The sequence below is a fragment of the Streptomyces sp. NPDC047079 genome, assembly GCF_040643755.1.
Taxonomy (GTDB): Bacteria; Actinomycetota; Actinomycetes; order Streptomycetales; family Streptomycetaceae; genus Streptomyces.
The window spans coordinates 344,096-362,730 of the sequence record NZ_JBEYUZ010000004.1; the positions used below are offsets into that span (position 1 = coordinate 344,096).

Annotated in this window: 18 protein-coding genes and 2 tRNA genes; 14 read left to right on the forward strand and 6 right to left on the reverse strand. The window is 71.2% G+C overall.

Annotated elements, in window-relative coordinates:
* The first annotated feature begins 34 nt into the window (after positions 1-34).
* Positions 35-859, forward strand: coding sequence for a GNAT family N-acetyltransferase (locus ABZ823_RS08590; protein WP_361655569.1), 825 nt, complete (start codon positions 35-37; stop codon positions 857-859).
* 3 nt (positions 860-862) lie between these two features.
* Here the strand turns inward: ABZ823_RS08590 and ABZ823_RS08595 are convergent, their stop codons facing one another.
* Entirely contained in the window at positions 863-1,384 is a 522-nt protein-coding gene (locus ABZ823_RS08595) for a DsbA family protein (RefSeq protein ID WP_361655572.1), read from the reverse strand.
* A 193-nt stretch (positions 1,385-1,577) separates the two neighbouring features.
* Here ABZ823_RS08595 and ABZ823_RS08600 point away from each other — a divergent pair, with 193 nt between their 5' ends.
* Both ABZ823_RS08600 and ABZ823_RS08605 read left to right on the forward strand, forming a co-directional pair.
* Positions 1,578-2,078, forward strand: a complete 501-nt coding sequence (locus tag ABZ823_RS08600) for a hypothetical protein (protein WP_361655575.1) — start codon at positions 1,578-1,580, stop codon at positions 2,076-2,078.
* A gap of 162 nt (positions 2,079-2,240) precedes the next feature.
* Positions 2,241-2,393: a hypothetical protein gene (locus ABZ823_RS08605; protein WP_361655578.1), complete on the forward strand. Its 153-nt coding sequence runs from the start codon at positions 2,241-2,243 to the stop codon at positions 2,391-2,393.
* 267 nt (positions 2,394-2,660) lie between these two features.
* Here ABZ823_RS08605 and ABZ823_RS08610 read toward each other — a convergent pair whose 3' ends face one another.
* Both ABZ823_RS08610 and ABZ823_RS08615 read right to left on the reverse strand, forming a co-directional pair.
* The gene (locus ABZ823_RS08610; RefSeq protein ID WP_361655580.1) at positions 2,661-3,218 is read right to left on the reverse strand and encodes a CGNR zinc finger domain-containing protein; all 558 of its coding nucleotides are present in this window, start codon (positions 3,216-3,218) and stop codon (positions 2,661-2,663) included.
* Positions 3,219-3,514: 296 nt separating this feature from the next.
* Positions 3,515-3,928 carry an SsgA family sporulation/cell division regulator gene (locus tag ABZ823_RS08615; RefSeq protein WP_003959770.1) on the reverse strand — a complete coding sequence of 138 codons (414 nt, stop codon included), beginning with the start codon at positions 3,926-3,928 and terminating at the stop codon, positions 3,515-3,517.
* A 191-nt stretch (positions 3,929-4,119) separates the two neighbouring features.
* Between ABZ823_RS08615 and ABZ823_RS08620 the strand changes: the two genes are divergently transcribed.
* The 4 genes from ABZ823_RS08620 (at position 4,120) to ABZ823_RS08635 (ending at position 5,701) form a co-directional block, all read left to right on the forward strand.
* Positions 4,120-4,557 (forward strand): TIGR02611 family protein, encoded by a 438-nt coding sequence (locus tag ABZ823_RS08620; protein ID WP_361655583.1) that lies wholly within the window; start codon positions 4,120-4,122, stop codon positions 4,555-4,557.
* 54 nt (positions 4,558-4,611) lie between these two features.
* Positions 4,612-4,683 (forward strand) — tRNA-Val (locus ABZ823_RS08625).
* A 460-nt stretch (positions 4,684-5,143) separates the two neighbouring features.
* Positions 5,144-5,590, forward strand: coding sequence for an SRPBCC family protein (locus ABZ823_RS08630; protein WP_361655586.1), 447 nt, complete (start codon positions 5,144-5,146; stop codon positions 5,588-5,590).
* A 39-nt stretch (positions 5,591-5,629) separates the two neighbouring features.
* A tRNA-Val gene (locus tag ABZ823_RS08635) sits at positions 5,630-5,701 on the forward strand.
* A gap of 79 nt (positions 5,702-5,780) precedes the next feature.
* Here ABZ823_RS08635 and ABZ823_RS08640 read toward each other — a convergent pair.
* Positions 5,781-6,506: a 3'-5' exonuclease gene (locus tag ABZ823_RS08640; RefSeq protein WP_361655589.1), complete on the reverse strand. Its 726-nt coding sequence runs from the start codon at positions 6,504-6,506 to the stop codon at positions 5,781-5,783.
* A 169-nt stretch (positions 6,507-6,675) separates the two neighbouring features.
* Between ABZ823_RS08640 and ABZ823_RS08645 the strand changes: the two genes are divergently transcribed.
* The 4 genes from ABZ823_RS08645 (at position 6,676) to ABZ823_RS08660 (ending at position 11,278) form a co-directional block, all read left to right on the forward strand.
* Positions 6,676-7,242 carry a DUF4365 domain-containing protein gene (locus ABZ823_RS08645; RefSeq protein WP_361655592.1) on the forward strand — a complete coding sequence of 189 codons (567 nt, stop codon included), beginning with the start codon at positions 6,676-6,678 and terminating at the stop codon, positions 7,240-7,242.
* Positions 7,239-8,456, forward strand: a complete 1,218-nt coding sequence (locus tag ABZ823_RS08650) for a hypothetical protein (RefSeq protein ID WP_361655594.1) — start codon at positions 7,239-7,241, stop codon at positions 8,454-8,456. Before ABZ823_RS08645 ends, ABZ823_RS08650 begins: the two co-directional genes overlap by 4 nt.
* Positions 8,457-8,556: 100 nt before the next feature.
* Positions 8,557-10,533: a threonine--tRNA ligase gene (gene thrS, locus ABZ823_RS08655; RefSeq protein WP_361655597.1), complete on the forward strand. Its 1,977-nt coding sequence runs from the start codon at positions 8,557-8,559 to the stop codon at positions 10,531-10,533.
* 184 nt (positions 10,534-10,717) lie between these two features.
* Positions 10,718-11,278, forward strand: a complete 561-nt coding sequence (locus ABZ823_RS08660; protein ID WP_361655600.1) for an HIT domain-containing protein — start codon at positions 10,718-10,720, stop codon at positions 11,276-11,278.
* Positions 11,279-11,366: 88 nt separating this feature from the next.
* On the opposite strand, the gene ABZ823_RS08665 is transcribed toward ABZ823_RS08660, so the two are convergent.
* A complete protein-coding gene (locus tag ABZ823_RS08665) occupies positions 11,367-13,025 on the reverse strand; it encodes a hypothetical protein (protein ID WP_361655603.1) in 1,659 nt (552 codons plus the stop codon).
* 191 nt (positions 13,026-13,216) lie between these two features.
* Entirely contained in the window at positions 13,217-15,415 is a 2,199-nt protein-coding gene (locus ABZ823_RS08670; protein ID WP_361655606.1) for an elongation factor G-like protein EF-G2, read from the reverse strand.
* A gap of 341 nt (positions 15,416-15,756) precedes the next feature.
* Here ABZ823_RS08670 and pgsA point away from each other — a divergent pair, with 341 nt between their 5' ends.
* From pgsA to ABZ823_RS08685, 3 genes are read left to right on the forward strand one after another with little or no spacing between them, the layout of a single operon-like run.
* Entirely contained in the window at positions 15,757-16,443 is a 687-nt protein-coding gene (pgsA, locus tag ABZ823_RS08675) for a phosphatidylinositol phosphate synthase (RefSeq protein ID WP_361655609.1), read from the forward strand.
* A gap of 28 nt (positions 16,444-16,471) precedes the next feature.
* Entirely contained in the window at positions 16,472-17,395 is a 924-nt protein-coding gene (locus ABZ823_RS08680; protein ID WP_361655612.1) for a phosphatidylinositol mannoside acyltransferase, read from the forward strand.
* A complete protein-coding gene (locus ABZ823_RS08685) occupies positions 17,392-18,552 on the forward strand; it encodes a glycosyltransferase family 4 protein (protein WP_361655615.1) in 1,161 nt (386 codons plus the stop codon). Before ABZ823_RS08680 ends, ABZ823_RS08685 begins: the two co-directional genes overlap by 4 nt.
* Positions 18,553-18,635: the final 83 nt, after the last annotated feature.

Consider the following 18,635-nt stretch of genomic DNA (forward strand, 5'->3'; position numbering starts at 1 on the left):
AACCGCGGCCCGGCAGGGGGTAGAACAACCCCTGATGACCACGACCCTGCGGCCGGACGAGCCGCTTCGACAGCACCCGGACGGAACGCGTTCACGGTGCTACCACGTATGTGTGAACGGCCGCCCGGTGGGAGGCCTGCGTCTGTCGACGCACCCCGAGTACGGGCCCACGGTGGCACGTCTGGACGACCTGCGTATCGAGGAACCGGACCGGGGCAGGGGCAGGGGCACCGTGGCGGCGCTCGCCGCCGAGGAGGTGCTGCGCGGCTGGGGCTGCGCGCACATCGTGGTGTCGGTGCCCGCGGACGCCGAGGCGGCCCTCCGGCTCGTGACGGCGCTCGGGTACGTGCCGCGCAGCCGGAGCATGGCCAAGAGCCTGGGCTCCGGCAGGCCCCGGCTGCCCGCCGGCAGCGTCGCCCGACCCATGACCGAGGCGGAGTACGGGCCGTGGCACGCCCGGGAGCGTGACGGCTTCGCTCGGGACCTGATCGAGCGGGGAGTGCCGGAGCGCCAGGCGTACGCCAAGGCGGACCGGGATCTCGCCAAGTTCCTGCCGGACGGCCTGGCGACCGAGAACACCCTGGTCAGCGTTCTGGAACAGGAGGGGGATCCGGCCGGCAGCCTGTGGCTCGGGCTGTGGCCCGAGACCGCGTTCGTGCTCGGTGTGGAGGTCCGTCCTGAGCAGCGGCGCCGCGGTCACGGCCGCACGCTGATGGCGCTGGCGGAGGCGCAGGCGGTGGAGGGCGGCAAGAACCGCATCGGACTCAGTGTCTTCGCGGGCAACACCCCCGCCGAACGGCTCTACGCCTCACTGGGGTACGAGACGACCGCGCACCACCTGTACAAGGTGCTGGCCTGAGGCTCACGCACCCTCGGCCAGCAGCCGGTCCGCGATCTCCTCGATGCGCCCGCGCAGCCCCTCCTGGCTCTTGCCGCCGTCGAGGCGCTCGCCGCCGATGACATAGGTGGGAGTGCCGGTGACGCCGATCGCCTTGCCCTCGGCCTGGTCGGCGTCGACGGCGAGGATGTGCCGGCCGTCGATCAGCGCGGTGTCGAATTCCTCGGCGTCCAGGCCGAGTTCGCGCGCCACCTCGACCAGGAACGCCTCCCCCTTGCGGTCCAGCTCCTCGACGCGGCCGAGCACCGCCTCGACGTAGGGCCAGCCCTGCCCCTGCTCGAGCGCTTCCTCGGCGGCCTGCGCGGCGGCGAAGGCGTGCCGGTGCTTCTCCAGCGGGAAGTGCCGCAGCCGCAGCTCCAGCCGGTCGCCGTAGCGGGCCCGCAGCGCGCGGAGATCGTCGAGGGCGCTGCGGCAGTCGGGGCACTGGAGTTCGCACCAGACCTCGAGGACGGGCGCGGTGACGGGTGCGGGGGAGGAGTCGCTCATGGTCACCAGTCTTCCAGCCTCGGGACCCCGCCCCAAACGGGTCCGTCGGCGGCCCCCTGCGGCCGGGGTGGAGACGGGAGAGGGGCCGTGCGGTCAGGGGTGGAGGTGTTTCCGCACCCTGGGGAGGAGCCGACCCGGAGATGTCCCTGAGGTCCGCCCGGACCGTGGCACCGGGGGCGCGGAACGGTGCAGGATGGAAGGGACGAACCGACCCCGCCCGACCGAGCTGCGCCTGGAGGACCGGATGATCGCCGAGACAGTCTGTTCCGCCGTCTCCGCGGCCGGCCTGGGTGTCGCGGCGGTCACGGCCTACCGCAAGCGCTTCCTCGCGGCCTTCCGTCTCGCCGCGTACTCGCTCGTGCCGATCGGCCTGGTCATGACCGGCGTCGTGGGCTGGCTCGCCGGCACGGCGTTCAGTCCCATGGCCTGGGCGGGCTTCGGAGTGCTCGGTGTCGCCTGGCTCCTTTTCCTGACGACCCGCGCCGTGGAGCGCCGCGGCGGTGGACGCAGGGAGCGCAGGGCGGCCGAGGCCGCGCGCCGGGCGGCGGTGGCTCCCTCGTCCTCCGGGCCGGCACTCGGCGCCGGGGCCCGCCCGGACGCCCGGCCCGCGGCCGATCCCCACAAGGCCCGTACGGCCGACTCCGCGGACGACTTCAGCGATATCGAGGCCATTCTCAAGAAGCACGGCATATGACGGATTGAAACGGCACGTGGCCGGACGGTGGGCGCCCGACGATCACGAGAGGGCGCTCCGAGATCAACTTCGGTCCCGGTGTCGCGGATATTGGCGAACTCCCGGGCATTGCGGGCGTGTTGATCGCGATGCGGGCGTCGGCTACGTCATCATCGCCGCGAGATGCTGGACAGAACCCAGAGCGGCACCGGCGTTCCTCCCGAGGAGCGCCGTGGTTGTCTCTTCGCGCTTTCCCAGCCACCGCTGATGATCTTCCTAGCGGTGATCGGCTGCCTGCTGCTCATGGCATCACTGCACGATCTGCTGCTGCTCTGAGCCGTATGCGGAGCCCCCGGCGCCACCCGCCGCGGGCTCCGTCAGCCCCGCCACGGTACGCGTCGAAGGGATCACCGCCGGGCCGGTTACGCGCTCACGGAGAGTAGCGGAGAAGGGGTTCCGCCCGACTCCGTCCCGACGGTGGCGGTGGCACGGCGGGCGCTTGCGCCCGGCGGCGGATCAGCCTAAAGACCACCGGACCCACACCCCCATGGGACGCCGTTTCCCCGGCTCGGCGCGCGGCGACGTCCCCTGGTCGGGCCGCGCTCAGCCCGCCGCTTCCTTGCGACGCGCCCGGTAGGCCGCCACATGGAGGCGGTTTCCGCAGGTGCGGCTGTCGCAGTAGCGGCGGGAGCGGTTGCGGGAGAGGTCGACGAACGCGCGCCGGCAGTCGGGCGCCTCGCAGTGGCGCAGCCGCTCCTGCTCCCCGGCCACCACAAAGAACGCCAGCGCCATCCCGCAGTCCGCGGCGATGTGGTCGGCGATCGAGGCGCCGGGCGCGAAGTAGTGCACATGCCAGTCGTAGCCGTCGTGATCGGTGAGCTGGGGCGTGGTTCCGGCCGCCGCCACCAATTCGTTGATCAGCCCGGCCGCGATCCGGGCGTCGGGCGCGGAGAAGATCGTGGCGAGCCGCCCGCGGATCCGGCGCACCGCGGCGAGATCGAGCTCCGACAGCACGCCGACGTCACTCAGAGCGTGCTCCCGCGCGAAACGGTCGAGGGCGGCGACATCGGGAAGCCCCTCCCTCTCGTCGCCCTCGGCCGAGGTGTTCACCAGATCCACCACGAGGTCGAGCGCGCACCGGGTGTCATGGGTGATCAGCACGTGTCGCTCCCTGGCCTGGGGGTCGGGCGGACGCCCGCCGATGCTGGCCGAGCCTAGCGGCTCCTCGTCGCCGTGGGGCCGCCACGCACCAAGCCGTGGCGTCGCTCGACTTCCGTGGCGCGCGGGCGGAGCCACCACGCCACGGCGCGGAGTGGCGCGGTAACCCACTGTGCGTACGCCCGGGCGCCGCCTCCGCGAGGGCTCGCGGTGACGGCGCCAGGGTGTGCCGTATGCGGTTGTCCCGGCCCGAACCGTCTCCCCGAGTGGACGGCGACGGGCGGCTTGCGGATCGTGCGCTAGCTCTCCGCCAGGATGTGGGAGAGCTCTGTGTCGAGATCGAAATGCCGGTGTTCCGTGCCCGGAGGCACGGCTGCGTCCGTCCGCTTCAGGAACGACTCCAGTGCCCGCGCCGGGGCCTCGAGCAGCGCCTCGCCCTCCGGAGAGCTCAGGGCGATGCATACGACGCCCTGACCGTGACTGCGGGACGGCCAGACGCGGACGTCACCGGTCCCTGTGGGCCGGTGCAGCCCTTCCGCGAGGAGGTCGCGGGCGAACACCCACTCGACGGTCTCCTCGGCTCCGGTATGGAAGGTGGCGTGCACGGCGTAGGGATCGGCCGTGTCATACCGCAGTCCTGCGGGTACAGGCAGTGAGGACTCGCTCGACACAACGAGGCGCAGGTGCAGCTCGCAGCTGACCGTGGTGTTCATAAGCGCCAGGGCCTTTCGCTCAGTGTGCGCTCGGGGATTCGCACGTCGGCGAAATCGACATGCCACCTACGGTGCCGTTGTAAACCCCTCTGAGCGTTTTGCGTGTCTTTGCGTAGCTCGTACGGCCGAGACACCGTTCGGGCGGTTCGGCCATTCCGGTGACCGGTTCCTCTCCGGTAGGGTCGGGCCGCATGAATACGGGGAGTGACGAGCGGGGCAAGGGCGCCGCGACCGAAGAGGAGCCGAAGTCCGAGCGGGCCCTCGGTTCCCGGGCGCCGGAATTCATCAGGGAGCGGCGGGCCCTGCATCTCAGCTGGCAGGTGGGCGTTTTCCTGGCCGGCCTCGCGGTGGTCGGCGCGGGCGTGATCATGCTTCCGCTGCCCGGGCCGGGCTGGCTGGTGATCTTCGCGGGCATGGCGATCTGGGCGACGGAGTTCGTCTGGGCCCAGCTGGTGCTCCGCTGGACGAAGCGGAAGGTCACCGAGGCGGCCCGGCGTGCGCTCGACCCCAGGGTGCGCCGCCGGAACATCGTCCTGACGTCGGTGGGCGTGGTGATCGCCGCGACCCTCGTCGGGGTCTATGTGTGGAAGTTCGGCCTCGCGATGCCTTGGAGCGTCGAGGAGGAGTGATCCGCTCCCGGTCAAAGGCGCGCCCTGACATGGGGTAATGTTCTCCCTGCGCCCGGGCGATTAGCTCAGCGGGAGAGCGCTTCGTTCACACCGAAGAGGTCACTGGTTCGATCCCAGTATCGCCCACAGCACTGAGGGCGGCGGGTATGCGCGGACAGCGCGAGTGCCCGCCGCCCTCGTCGTGTGCACGGGCCTGTTTCGGCCATATGCCGGCCCCCTTGCCGTACATCCTTACCGTGCGTCGGCAAGCGCTTACTCAAAACGATTCACGACGTTCCCAGGTCGTGTCGCTTTTTGGCGATAAGTCCCGGACCCAGGCGGTCGGCGGCATTTCCGCGGAGGTGTTCCGGAACGCCCTCGGATTCCCTCGGAAGTGCGGCAGCAGTGGTCACTGCCCGGTCTCAAGTCCCGTTCGCCGTCGCGTACGGCACCGCCCGCATCGCCGAACTCCCTCTTCACGCCGACGAGTCGGGGAGCGCCGCCGCACGGGCGGCGGCGCTCGCACCCGCAAGTGTGGCCCGCCCCGCGTCCCACGGCATGAGTACGCGTACTCAGAAACCGGGGCGGACCCGGGCAGACTCTGCTCATGGACCTGACCCACTACCGCTTCCGCAGCCTGTGGGCGCTGCCCGCGCCGCCCGCCGCCGTGTACGCGGTGCTGGAGCGTTCCCAGGAATACCCGGACTGGTGGCCTCAAGTGCGGGAAGTGATCCGGCTCGACGACACCACCGCCGTCGTCCGGGCCCGCTCGCTGCTGCCGTACGACATCACCTTCACCGCGCGGGAGGTGCGGCGCGATCCGGCGGCCGGTGTCCTGGAGGCCGTGCTGTCCGGCGACCTCGACGGCTGGGCCCGCTGGACGGTCACCGCGACCGCCTCCGGCAGCCTCGTCCGCTACGACCAGGAGGTCGAGGCGACCAAGCCGCTGCTCAGGCGGTTCGCCCTGGTGGGGCGGCCGGTCTTCCGCGCGAACCACCGGATCATGATGCGCTCGGGACGGCGGGGACTGCTGGCGCACCTCGAAGCGGTTTGAAGGAACCCGGCCCGGACCTGTATTGTTCACTGCGTTCCGGGGCGATTAGCTCAGTGGGAGAGCGCTTCGTTCACACCGAAGAGGCCACTGGTTCGAACCCAGTATCGCCCACCCGGAGAAGACCGGTCCGTCACAGGCGGACCGGTCTTTCGTGTACCGGGGCGGCAGGCTCCGCCCCGGTCCGCCCAGGTCAGGCAGCGGCCGGCAGCTCCGGGCGCAGCGGCCAGGCCGTGTCCACCACCTCCTCCGTGCCACTGCGCGCGAACCACGCCTGAAGCCCCCGCGCCTGCGCCGCGTGCCATCCCGTCTGAAGGCTGTGCAGTTCGACCGGAGTCAGCCGCTCCAAACGGGTCGCGTAACGGCGGCCCAGCGCCCGTACGACCTCCAGCGCGGCCACCGCGTCCGCCGCCGCGTCGTGGGCCCCCTTCAGTGCGACCCCGTAGTGCGCACACAGGTCGGTGAGGGTGCGACGGCCTTTGCGGTAGCGGTCCAGATGCTTGTCGAGGACCCGCGGGTCGAGCACGCACAGCGGCTGCGACGCGAACCAGCGCTCGAGCGCGCAGGCGCGGTGGCGGCGCAACTCCCGGTCCAGGAGCGTCAGGTCGAACGGTGCGTTCATCACCACCAACGGCCGTCCCAGCGCGGCCTGTTCGGCCAGCTCCTTGGCTATCTCCTCCATCACGGGCGACGGCCAGCGGCCGTTGTGCTGGAGGTGTTCCTCCGTCAGCCCGTGCACCGCCGTCGCCTCAGCGGGCACCGGCACGCCCGGGTTCACCAGCCACCGGCTCACCCTCGGCCGGGTGCCCGGTGCGTCCTGGACGACGACGGCGGCCGACACGATCCGGTCGGTCTCGACGTCCACGCCCGTTGTCTCCGTGTCGAACGCGGCCAGGGGGCCCTCGTACCAGCACGTCATACGAACCCAACTCCTCGTCCACCTTCGGCAGTTGACGTACCGTCTTCTGCCCCGTTTGGTGATACCCGGGCCGTTTGCGCCGTACGCCGGAAGGACACAACAGGAGTACGGGTCTTTGCAGTTCAGCGACCCGTCACGGGGACTGGTCCGACGGGGAAGGCTGTTGGTCATGGCGATAGCGCAGCCCGAGCGGGGCGGGCTGCTGCCCGAACGCACGGGCCTGATTCGCGGCACCCTCGCCACCACCGCCTGCATGGAGACACTCCAGGTGGGCTATCTGCACGCGGTCGCCGCGGCGGCCGGCTGTTCGCTGTCCCAGCCCTTCCCGGACAACGGCATCGACTGGCACGTCAGCCACAGCGCCCCCGGCCACACCGTCGACGACGAGGTCACCATCAAGGTGCAGCTCAAGTGCACCTACCAGATCCCGCCGAACCCGCCGGGCCGCTTCTTCTCCTTCACGCTCGACAACGAGCACCTGGCGAAGCTCGCCCGTACCCCCGTCTCCGTACACAAGATCCTCGTCGTGATGATCGTGCCCCGGTCCCAGGAGCAGTGGCTGCGGGCCGGCCACGACCGTCTCGACCTGCGGCACTGCTGCTACTGGATCAACCTCGCCGGGCACGCGATCACGGGCCGGCACCGCACCACCGTGCGCATCCCCACCTCACGCATCTTCGACGACCGTGCCCTGTGCGAGATCATGACCCGGGTCGGAACGGGAGGCAGACCGTGACCCACCGTCCCCTCGACGAGCCCGCCCGCGCCGTCCGGCCGCACCCGGCGGAGCCGCTGTGGAACCAGCCGCCCGCACCCGACGAGGTCGATCCCGCCGTGCTCGGCGCCCTCCTGCACCGGCACGGCTGGCAGCGGCGTGGCGGCGCCCCCGGACGCTACGGCCGGTGGACGCCGCCGGGCCCGGGCGCCGGCGGGACGAGCCTGCTGGTACCGGAGAGCCGGGCCTTCCCCGACAGCGACGACCTGCTCGCCGAGGCCCTCCTCGCCCTCACCCGCAGCGGCTCGCCCTCCGCCCGCGACGTCCTGCTCGGGCTCTCCGTGCCCAGCGACGAGATCCGCTGGTGGCGGGACGTGGCCACGGGACCCGCGGGCGCCGCGCCCTGGGCCGTCGAGGACGAACTGCGCTCCGCCGCCCGCCGCATGCTGCTGGCCGCCGCGCTCGCCACCCGCGCGCGTGCGGGCTACTACGGTGCCCGGCACCGCAGGCCCGCCGCCGCACTGCTGGAGAACGTGCTGGTCGGTGCCGCCCCCGGCGGCCGCCGGCTCACCGCCTTCGTGCCCGTCACCACCGGCCGGCCGCTCGCCGTACGCCTCTACCAGGCGCTGTACGCGGCCCGGGAGGCCGTCGACTACCAGCGCGCCACCGGGGGCATGGACGCCTTCGACGCCGCCGTCGAGGCAGGCGTGAGCCATGAGCTGACCGAGGCCCTCGTCGCCTTCGTACGCGGCTCCGAGGGCGCCCGCATCGCCGTCGAGTGGGCGCCCGCCGCCGGTGTGCCGGAGGGCGGCGCGACGCCCGCCGAGCCGGTCGAGTTCTCGCCGGGCGACCTTCCCGTACTGCGCGAGGCCGGGGCCCGCTATCTGCGCGAGGAGCCCTCCGTCCCGGTGCGGATCACCGGCGCGGTGGTACGCCTGCGCCGGTCGGGACCGCGCGGCGAGGGCACCGTACGGCTACGCGTCATCGCCGGGGCCGAGGTGCCGCACGTACGGATGACCCTGGACGAGGAGGCGTACCGGATAGCGGGCCAGGCCCACCTCGTCGGGCTGCCCGTACGGGTGCACGGCAGGCTTCAGAGCCGCGGCGGCTTCCGGCGTCTGGTGGACCCGTCCGGGGTGGCCCCGGTGCAGGTCGACGAGGCCGAGCGGGACCGGCTGATGAAGTCCCTCCAGGAGAACCTCGACTTTTTCGAGGAGGCCTGCGGCGGGGACTGACGACAACCGCTTCGCGGTGGGCGGCGCCGGGTCGGTACGATCCCAGTCATGCGCGCGCTCCAGGTATGGCGCCGCATCCACCAGCAGTCAGGAGAGACCGGTGTCAGACGTCCGTGTGATCATCCAACGCGATTCCGAGCGGGAAGAGCGCGTGGTGACGACGGGCACTACGGCCGCCGACCTCTTCGCCGGCGAGCGCTCGATCATCGCCGCGCGGGTGGCCGGCGAACTGAAGGACCTCAGCCACGAGGTGAAGGACGGCGAGACCGTCGAGGGCGTCGAGATCTCCTCCGAGGACGGTCTCAACATCCTGCGCCACTCCACCGCGCACGTCATGGCGCAGGCCGTGCAGGAGCTCTTCCCCGAGGCGAAGCTGGGCATCGGCCCGCCGGTCAAGGACGGCTTCTACTACGACTTCGAGGTCGCGCGGCCGTTCACGCCCGAGGACCTCAAGGCCGTCGAGAAGAAGATGCAGGAGATCCAGAAGCGCGGCCAGCGCTTCTCGCGCCGTGTCGTCACGGACGAGGCCGCCCGCGAGGAGCTGGCGGACGAGCCGTACAAGCTGGAGCTGATCGGCCTCAAGGGCTCGGCCTCCAGCGAGGACGGCGCGGATGTCGAGGTCGGCGCCGGTGAGCTGACGATCTACGACAACCTGGACGCCAAGACCGGTGAGCTGTGCTGGAAGGACCTCTGCCGAGGTCCCCACCTGCCCTCCACCCGCCTCATCCCGGCGTTCAAGCTGATGCGCAACGCCGCCGCCTACTGGCGCGGCAGCGAGAAGAACCCGATGCTCCAGCGCATCTACGGCACGGCCTGGCCGACCAAGGACGAGCTGAAGGCGCACCTGGACTTCCTCGCCGAGGCCGAGAAGCGTGACCACCGCAAGCTGGGCGCCGAGCTCGACCTGTTCTCGATCCCCGAGCAGATCGGCTCCGGCCTCGCGGTCTTCCACCCCAAGGGAGGCATCGTCCGCCGGGTGATGGAGGACTACTCGCGGCGCCGCCACGAGGAGGAGGGCTACGAGTTCGTCTACACCCCGCACGCGACGAAGGGGAAGCTCTTCGAGACCTCGGGCCACCTGGACTGGTACGCAGACGGCATGTACCCGCCCATGCAGCTCGACGAGGGCGTGGACTACTACCTCAAGCCCATGAACTGCCCGATGCACAACCTGATCTTCGACGCGCGCGGCCGCTCCTACCGCGAACTGCCGCTGCGCCTGTTCGAGTTCGGCACCGTGTACCGGTACGAGAAGTCGGGCGTCGTGCACGGCCTGACCCGCGCCCGGGGCTTCACCCAGGACGACGCGCACATCTACTGCACCCGCGAGCAGATGGCCGACGAGCTCGACAAGACGCTCACCTTCGTGCTGAACCTCCTGCGTGACTACGGCCTGACCGACTTCTACCTGGAGCTGTCCACCAAGGACCCGGAGAAGTACGTCGGCTCCGACGAGGCATGGGAGGAGGCCACCGAGACCCTCCGCCAGGTCGCCGAGAAGCAGGGCCTGCCGCTGGTCCCGGACCCGGGCGGCGCCGCCTTCTACGGCCCGAAGATCTCCGTCCAGGCCAAGGACGCGATCGGCCGCACCTGGCAGATGTCGACGGTCCAGCTGGACTTCAACCTGCCGGAGCGCTTCGACCTGGAGTACACGGCCGCGGACGGCTCCAAGCAGCGCCCGGTCATGATCCACCGGGCCCTGTTCGGCTCCATCGAGCGCTTCTTCGCGGTGCTCCTCGAGCACTACGCGGGCGCCTTCCCGGCCTGGCTGGCCCCGGTCCAGGCCATCGGCATCCCGATCGGTGACGCGCACGTCGACTATCTTCAGCAGTTCGCCGCGGCCGCCCGGAAGGAGGGCCTGCGCATGGAGGTCGACTCCTCCTCGGACCGGATGCAGAAGAAGATCCGCAACGCCCAGAAGCAGAAGGTGCCCTTCATGGTCATCGCGGGCGACGAGGACATGTCAAACGGATCGGTGTCCTTCCGCTACCGGGACGGTTCCCAGGAGAACGCCATCCCGTTCGACGAGGCCATCGCGAAGATCGTGAAGGTCGTCGAGGAGCGGGCACAGATCTGATCCGTACGGGACGGCAGGGCCCTGGGGACCGGTTTCCCCAGGGCCCTGTCGCCGCTCCCGGTGACCGTCCAAAGATCCTCCTCCGCCGGGCCGGGGCCGCTCGGAGGCCCTCCTCCCCGGGGCGGGCGCCGCTCGGAGGGGATGCGCCCGAGCCCGCCGACACGCCGAGAACGAGCGAAGCAATATGCTGCACTTCATGACGAGTGAGCCGGAGCAGCAGATCGGAGTGGGGACGCAGGACGCGTTCCAGCGCCTGTGGACGCCCCACCGGATGGCCTACATCCAGGGCGAGAACAAGCCGACCGGTCCGGGGGCCGACGACGGCTGCCCGTTCTGCACCATTCCGGCCAAGTCCGACGAGGACGGGCTGATCGTCAGGCGTGGCGAACAGGTCTACGCGGTCCTCAACCTGTACCCGTACAACGGCGGCCACCTGATGGTCGTGCCCTACCGCCACGTCGCCGACTACACGGAGCTGACGGAGCCGGAGACCGCGGAGCTCGCCGAGCTGACCAAGCAGGCGATGACCGCCTTGCGCCGGGCCTCCGGGGCCCACGGCTTCAACATCGGCATGAACCAGGGCTCGGTCGCCGGCGCGGGCATCGCCGCGCACCTGCACCAGCACGTCGTGCCACGCTGGGGCGGCGACACCAACTTCATGCCGGTCGTCGCTCACACCAAGGTGCTGCCACAGCTGCTGGCCGACACCCGCACCATGCTGGCGGAGTCCTGGCCTACGGCCTGAGGGCGGGCGGACTCCGCCCGTCCCGTGTCCGAGGACGGAGCCCGGCCGCCCCGTCCCGCGCCACGGCCCCTGTCTGACCGCCGGAGCCCTACGCGTCGTAGACGTCGGCCTTTCGCGGCGTGGGGTCCTGCACCTGCGTGCTGAGGAACGCCGACCGCGTCCCGAACTTCTCCGTGTCCACGCCGTTCTCCTCCAGCACCCGGATCGCCGCCGCGTGCACCACCCGCAGCACCGGCGTGGCCGCCCGCAGCGCGTCGTCCGCCATGAAGCGGTGCCGCCACGGCTGGTCCGCCCAGGCGTGACGCAGACCGAACGGCTCGGGAAGGGTCAGCGAACCGCCGAGCCAGTTCAGCACCGGGGGATACCAGCTGAACGGGGCGCGGACCGCCAGCCGCACCACCTCGTCCGTGTCGACCAGCGGGAGCTTCACCTCGCGGGTCTCCCAGAACCTGACCTGTTTCTGCACCTTCTTGGTCGGTGCCGAGGGCTTGGTCGTGAACAGCGCGTTCACCGGCCCCAGGGCGTGCCCGGTGACCTCGATGCGCAGCGTCTCGTGCAGCACGGTCACCGTGATCAGCATGGTGAGGATCAGCTGGCCGTCCCACAGGGTCCACTGGACCCCGAGGTAGTGCCGCTCACCGCCGCCGAACTGCTGCTTGTTGCAGATCTCCTGTATCGCGTGCGGCTTGATCCGGTAGGCGTCCACGTCCGTGCCCTCGGGGCGGGACACCTCCGCGGCCTTCTCCCCGATCGGACTGACGATCCAGTGCCTGATCGACGGGGTCGGGAAGCCGCCGGTGTTGAGCGGGCCGCGCTCCAGCATGCGCAACTGGTCGTGGATCGCCTTGATCACGTCCCAGCTGCGGAACGGGTGGATCTCCTTGTCCGGGTCGCGCGGCACCAGGTCCTCGGCGAGCTGCCAGCTGCCCCAGCGCGTGCCCATGCCGAGGATGCCCTTGGGCCCGGCGTAGAAGACGGAGTTGGACTGCTGCTCGGCGCTCAGCCGGGCGAGTGCCTGGCGCAGCCGCTCGGCGGAGCTCTCCCCGGGGCTGCCGGGCACCGCCTCGGGGATCTTCGCGCCGAGGCCGCCGCCGGCGAGCAGGCTCTCCCAGCGCTCGCGCAGGTCCTTGGCCGTCCGCTCGCAGATCTGCTTCGCCCAGAACCAGCCGACGACGGGCAGGACGACCGACGCGCGCGCGTACCACCCCCAGAAGCCGGTGAACGGCATCCGGATCAGGAAGATCACGGCTAGGGCGCCCGCCGCGACCAGCAGCGTGGTGCCGAGGGCGGACCCGCGCTTGGCGTCCCGCTTGGCGATGCCGGCGCGGATCGTGAAGATCAGCAGCCACACCAGCAGCCCGGGCAGGAACAGCACCCCGCACAGCACGGTCACCGCCGACAGCCAGTTGTCGCGCTCCCGGCGGATGCGGTGTGCGGCCAGGCAGTGCTCCACTACCACCTGCGGCTCGGTACCGAAGGACTGGATCAGCGGCTTGCGGTCGGCACCCAGCATGCGGTCCCGCACGGCGAGCGAGAAGGCCTCGCCGAGGTTCGGCCGGAAGATCTTCGCCCAGGGGCGGGGAAGGCTGACGGTCGACTTATGCCATTCGTTGTTGGCGTCGAGGATCGTCTCGACCTTCGCGTCCCTGTAGGCCGCCGAGGCCAGGGCGTAGGTCGCCGCGGTCTGCCCCGCGGAGCCCGAGAGGGGCACCTGTGCCCCGGGGCTGAAATCGAATCCGTCCGTCACTGCCGCCCCCTCGCCGCCGAACCCGCTTCTGCGGCCTTCCCGACTTCCTTGCCCCGCACACCTGTTGAACAGGTCATCATGGTGATCGCGTCTCAACTTGATCAGGTGATCAGCGTATCCGCAGCCGCCGACATCCGTCGGCGGACGGCCAAGAAGCCGCCCGCCGGAGGGAGGGAAATAGCCAGACCCAACTACGCGTTCTGCCGCGCCTGTTCGCGGATCTTCTGGGCGAGCTGCGGCGGCATCGGCTCGTGCCGCGCGTAGCAGCGGCTGAAGCGGGCCGTGCCGTGCGAGAGGGAGCGGAGGTCGACCGCGTACCGGCCGATCTCGATCTCCGGCACCTCGGCCCGCACCAGGGTCCGGCCACCGCTCGTCTGTTCGGTGCCGAGGACCCGGCCGCGGCGCGTGGACAGGTCGCTCATCACGGCGCCCACGTAGTCGTCGCCGACCAGTACCGTGACCTCGGCGACCGGTTCCAGTAGATGGATCGTCGCGTCGGCCGCCGCCTCGCGCAGGGCGAGCGCGCCCGCCGTCTGGAAGGCGGCGTCCGAGGAGTCCACGGAGTGCGCCTTGCCGTCGAGGAGCGTGACCCGGACGTCCACCAGGGGATTGCCGGCGGCGACTCCCTTGGCGGCCTGGGCGCGAACGCCCTTCTCCACGGACGGGATGAACTGCCGGGGCACGGCCCCGCCGACCACCTTGTCGACGAACTCGATGCCGGAGCCGCCGGGCAGCGGTTCCACCTCGATCTCGCAGATCGCGTACTGGCCGTGCCCGCCGGACTGCTTGACGTGCCGCCCGCGCCCGGCGGATTTGCCCGCGAACGTCTCCCGGAGGGAGACCATGTGCGGCACCACGTCGACCTGGACCCCGTAGCGGCTGCGCAGCCGCTCCAGGGCGACGTCCGCGTGCGCCTCGCCCAGGCACCACAGCACCACCTGGTGGGTGTCCTGGTTCTGCTCGAGCCGCATGGTCGGATCCTCGGCGACCAGGCGGGACAGCCCCTGGCTGAGCTTGTCCTCGTCCGCCTTGCTGTGCGCCTGGATGGCTAGCGGCAGCAGCGGGTCCGGCATGTCCCAGGGCGCCATGAGCAGCGGGTTGTCCTTGGCCGAGAGCGTGTCCCCGGTCTCGGCCCGGTTGAGTTTCGCCACGCACGCCAGATCGCCCGCGATGCACTGCGTCAGCGGGCGCTGCTGTTTGCCGAACGGCACGGACAGGGCGCCGACGCGCTCGTCGACGTCGTGGTCCTCGTGGCCGCGGTCGGACAGCCCGTGCCCGGACACATGGACCGTGTCGTCGGGGCGCAGGGTGCCCGAGAAGACGCGGACCAGCGAGATACGGCCCACATACGGGTCGGAGGACGTCTTGACGACCTCCGCCACCAAAGGCCCCGACGGGTCACAGAGCGCGAGCTCACGGGGCTTGCCGTCCACAGTGGTGACCGCGGAGGCCTCACGCTCCAGCGGGGTCGGGAAGCCGCCCGTGATCAGCTCCAGCAGCTCGACGGTGCCGATGCCCTGGCGAGCGCCGTCGGCGGCGGGCGCGGCGGCGAGCACCGGGAAGAAGACCCCGCGCGCGACCGCCCGCTCCAGGTCCTGCACCAGCGTGCCGAGGTCGATGTCCTCGCCGCCCACATAGCGGTCCATGAGGGTCTCGTCCTCGCTCTCCGAGATGATCCCCTCGATGAGCCGGTTGCGGGCGCCCTCGATCACCGGCAGCTGTTCGGGCCCCGGTTCGGACTCCTTGCGCTCGCCGGAGGAGTAGTCGAACAGCTTCTGCGACAGCAGCCCGACCAGCCCGGTCACGGGCGCGTGCCCGTCGGGGCCCTGAGGGCCGTGCAGGGGCAGGTACAGGGGCAGGACGGCGTCGGGGTCGGCCCCGCCGAACTCCTGCGCGCACACCCGGGTCATCTCCTCGAAGTCGGCCCGGGCGGCCTCCAGGTGCGTGATCACGAGGGCACGCGGCATGCCGACGGCCGCGCACTCGTCCCAGACCATGCGGGTGGAGCCGTCCACCCCGTCCGCGGCCGAGACGACGAAGAGGGCCGCGTCCGCCGCGCGCAGACCGGCCCGCAACTCCCCGACGAAGTCGGCGTATCCGGGGGTGTCCAGAAGATTGATCTTGATCCCGTCCCATTCGACGGGGACCAGCGAGAGTTGCACCGAACGCTGCTGCCGATGCTCGATCTCGTCGTAGTCCGAGACGGTGCCGCCGTCCTCCACGCGGCCCGCCCGGTTCACCGCTCCCGTGGTCAGCGCGAGAGCCTCCACGAGAGTCGTCTTGCCCGATCCGCTGTGGCCGACCAGCACCACATTCCGTACGGACGCGGGGTGGTCGGCCGCTGTAGCCCTGCCGGCGGCTCCGGGGTGTGCGTTCGCCTTGTCGCCCATGGCTTTGCCTCCCGTGGACGGTGAGGTCGTGTGTGGGCGCGGACATGCGGACCCGCGTGCGGTAGGCGGCTCCGGTGACGCCCGCGGTTGCTTCGAGCTTTGCACTACCGTCACGGTGCGTCCATACGAGGGACGCGATCCCGCCTCCCGGCTGTGATCCGGCGGCCACGGTCCCGCCACCCGGCATGCCACGCCCGCCGCGATCGCCCCACGACCCCTGCGGCACCAGGACGTGACACAGGGGTGCGGGTGCCCGGCCGTCACCCGCACGCGCGCGTGGCTACGATGGGCCAGCCGGTGGCCAGCAGGGGCCGCGCGGCTCACCGACCGTCGGGAAGGCCATGCTGAACAAGTACGCGCGTGCATTCTTCACGCGTGTCCTCACACCGTTCGCCGCGTTTCTGATCCGCAGGGGCGTCAGCCCCGACACGGTCACACTCATCGGCACCGCCGGAGTGATCGCGGGCGCGCTGGTCTTCTACCCCAGGGGGGAGTTCTTCTGGGGAACGGTCGTCATCACCCTTTTCGTGTTCTCGGACCTCGTCGACGGCAACATGGCCCGCCAGCTCGGCCGCTCCAGCCGCTGGGGCGCCTTCCTGGACTCCACCCTCGACCGGGTCGCCGACGGCGCGATCTTCGGCGGCTTCGCCCTCTGGTACGCGGGCAACGGCGACGACAACGTGCTGTGCGCGGTCTCGATCTTCTGCCTGGCCAGCGGCCAGGTAGTGTCCTACACGAAGGCCCGCGGCGAGTCGATCGGGCTGCCCGTCGCCGTGAACGGGCTGGTCGAGCGGGCCGAGCGACTGGTGATCTCGCTCGTCGCGGCCGGGTTCGCGGGTCTGCACAAGTTCGGTGTGCCGGGCATCCAGGTGCTGCTGCCGATCGCGCTGTGGTTCGTCGCCGTCGGCAGCCTGATCACGCTGATCCAGCGTGTCGTCACGGTCCGCCGGGAATCCGCCGAGGCGGATGCGGCGGCGGACGCCCACCGGGGCGAGAACGCCTCGCACGGAAGCGAGACGGCGCAGTGAGGGACGGGCACAGGAGCGGGGCGACGACGTGACCAGCTTCCAGGACCGGCTCACCGACGGGCTGTACGGACTCGGCTGGAGCGCGGTCAGGACACTGCCCGAGCCCGTTGCCACGCGGCTGGGCCGGACCATCGCCGACATCGCCTGGAGACGGCGCGGCAAGGGCGTGCAACGGCTCGAGAGCAACTACGCGCGCGTGGTGCCCGGCGCGAGCCCCGAGCGGCTCGCCGAGCTGTCCCGGGCGGGCATGCGCTCCTATCTGCGCTACTGGATGGAGTCCTTCCGGCTCCCGGCCTGGAGCGCGGAGCGCATCAGGGACGGCTTCGACCCCAAGGACCTGCACTTCCTCACCGACGGACTGGCCGCGGGCAAGGGCGTCGTCCTGGCGCTGCCCCACCTGGCCAACTGGGACCTGGCGGGCGCCTGGGTCACCACCGGTCTTGACACGCCGTTCACGACGGTCGCCGAGCGGCTCAAGCCCGAGACGCTCTACGACCGCTTCGTCGCCTACCGCGAAGGCCTCGGCATGGAGGTGCTGCCGCACAGCGGCGGCTCCGCGTTCGGCACCCTGGCCCGCCGGCTGCGCGACGGCGGGCTGGTCTGCCTGGTCGCCGACCGCGACCTGTCGGCGTCGGGCGTCGAGGTGACGTTCTTCGGCGAGACGGCGCGGATGCCCGCGGGACCCGCGCTGCTCGCCCAGCAGACCGGTGCGCTGTTGCTGCCGGTGACCCTCTGGTACGACGACTCGCCCATCATGCGGGGACGCGTCCATCCGCCGATCGAGGTACCCGAGTCAGGTACCCGGGCCGAGAAGACGTCTGTCATGACACAGGCGCTGGCCGACGCCTTCGCCACGGGGATCGCCGAGCATCCGGAGGACTGGCACATGCTGCAACGTCTGTGGCTCGCCGACCTGGATCCCGGCAAGGACCCCCGGAAGGGGACGCCGTGAGGATCGGCATCGTCTGCCCGTACTCCTGGGACGTGCCGGGCGGCGTCCAGTTCCACATCCGCGATCTCGCCGAGTACTTCATCCGTCTGGGGCACGAGGTCTCCGTCCTCGCCCCCGCGGACGACGACACCCCGCTGCCGCCGTACGTCGTCTCGGCCGGCCGCGCGGTGCCGGTGCCGTACAACGGCTCGGTGGCCCGCCTGAACTTCGGCTTCCTCAGCGCGGCCCGGGTGCGGCGCTGGCTGCACGACGGCGAGTTCGACGTGATCCACATCCATGAGCCGGCCTCCCCGTCGCTGGGTCTGCTGGCCTGCTGGGCGGCGCAGGGCCCGATCGTGGCGACCTTCCACACCTCCAATCCGCGCTCGCGGGCGATGCTCGCGGCCTACTCGATCCTCCAGGCAGCCCTGGAGAAGATCAGCGCGCGCATCGCGGTGAGCGAGTACGCACGGCGCACGCTCGTCGAACACCTGGGCGGCGACGCCGTGGTGATCCCGAACGGCGTGGACGTCGACTTCTTCGCGAAGGCCGAGCCCAAGGCCGAATGGCAGGGGGACACGATCGGCTTCATAGGGCGCATCGACGAGCCGCGAAAGGGCCTGCCGGTCCTCATGAAGGCCCTGCCGAAGATCCTGGCCGCCCGCCCGGGGACCCGGCTGCTGGTCGCCGGACGGGGCGACGAGGAGGAGGCGGTGGAGACGCTTCCCGCCGAACTGCGCCCGCGTGTGGAGTTCCTCGGCATGATCAGCGACGAGGACAAGGCACGCTTCCTGCAGAGCGTCGATCTGTACGTGGCTCCCAACACCGGGGGTGAGAGCTTCGGGATCATCCTGGTCGAGGCCATGTCGGCGGGCGCGCCCGTGCTCGCCTCCGACCTGGACGCCTTCGCCCAGGTCCTCGACCAGGGGGCGGCCGGCGAGCTGTTCGCCAACGAGGACCCCGACGCGCTCGCCGACGCGGCCCTGGGCCTGCTGGCGGACCCCGGGCGCCGGGAGGTACTGCGGGCGCGCGGCAGCGCCCACGTACGTCGCTTCGACTGGGCCACGGTCGGTGCCGACATCCTGTCGGTCTACGAGACGGTGACGGACGGCGCGGCGGCGGTGGCCACGGACGAACGGACCGGCCTGCGGGCCCGCCTGGGCCTGGTCCGGGACTGACGCCGAGGGCCCGCCCCCGCCCTGCTCGGGGCCCGCCCTGCTCGGGGCGGAGGGCCCTGGGGCCGGCCCGGTAGCCTTGCCGC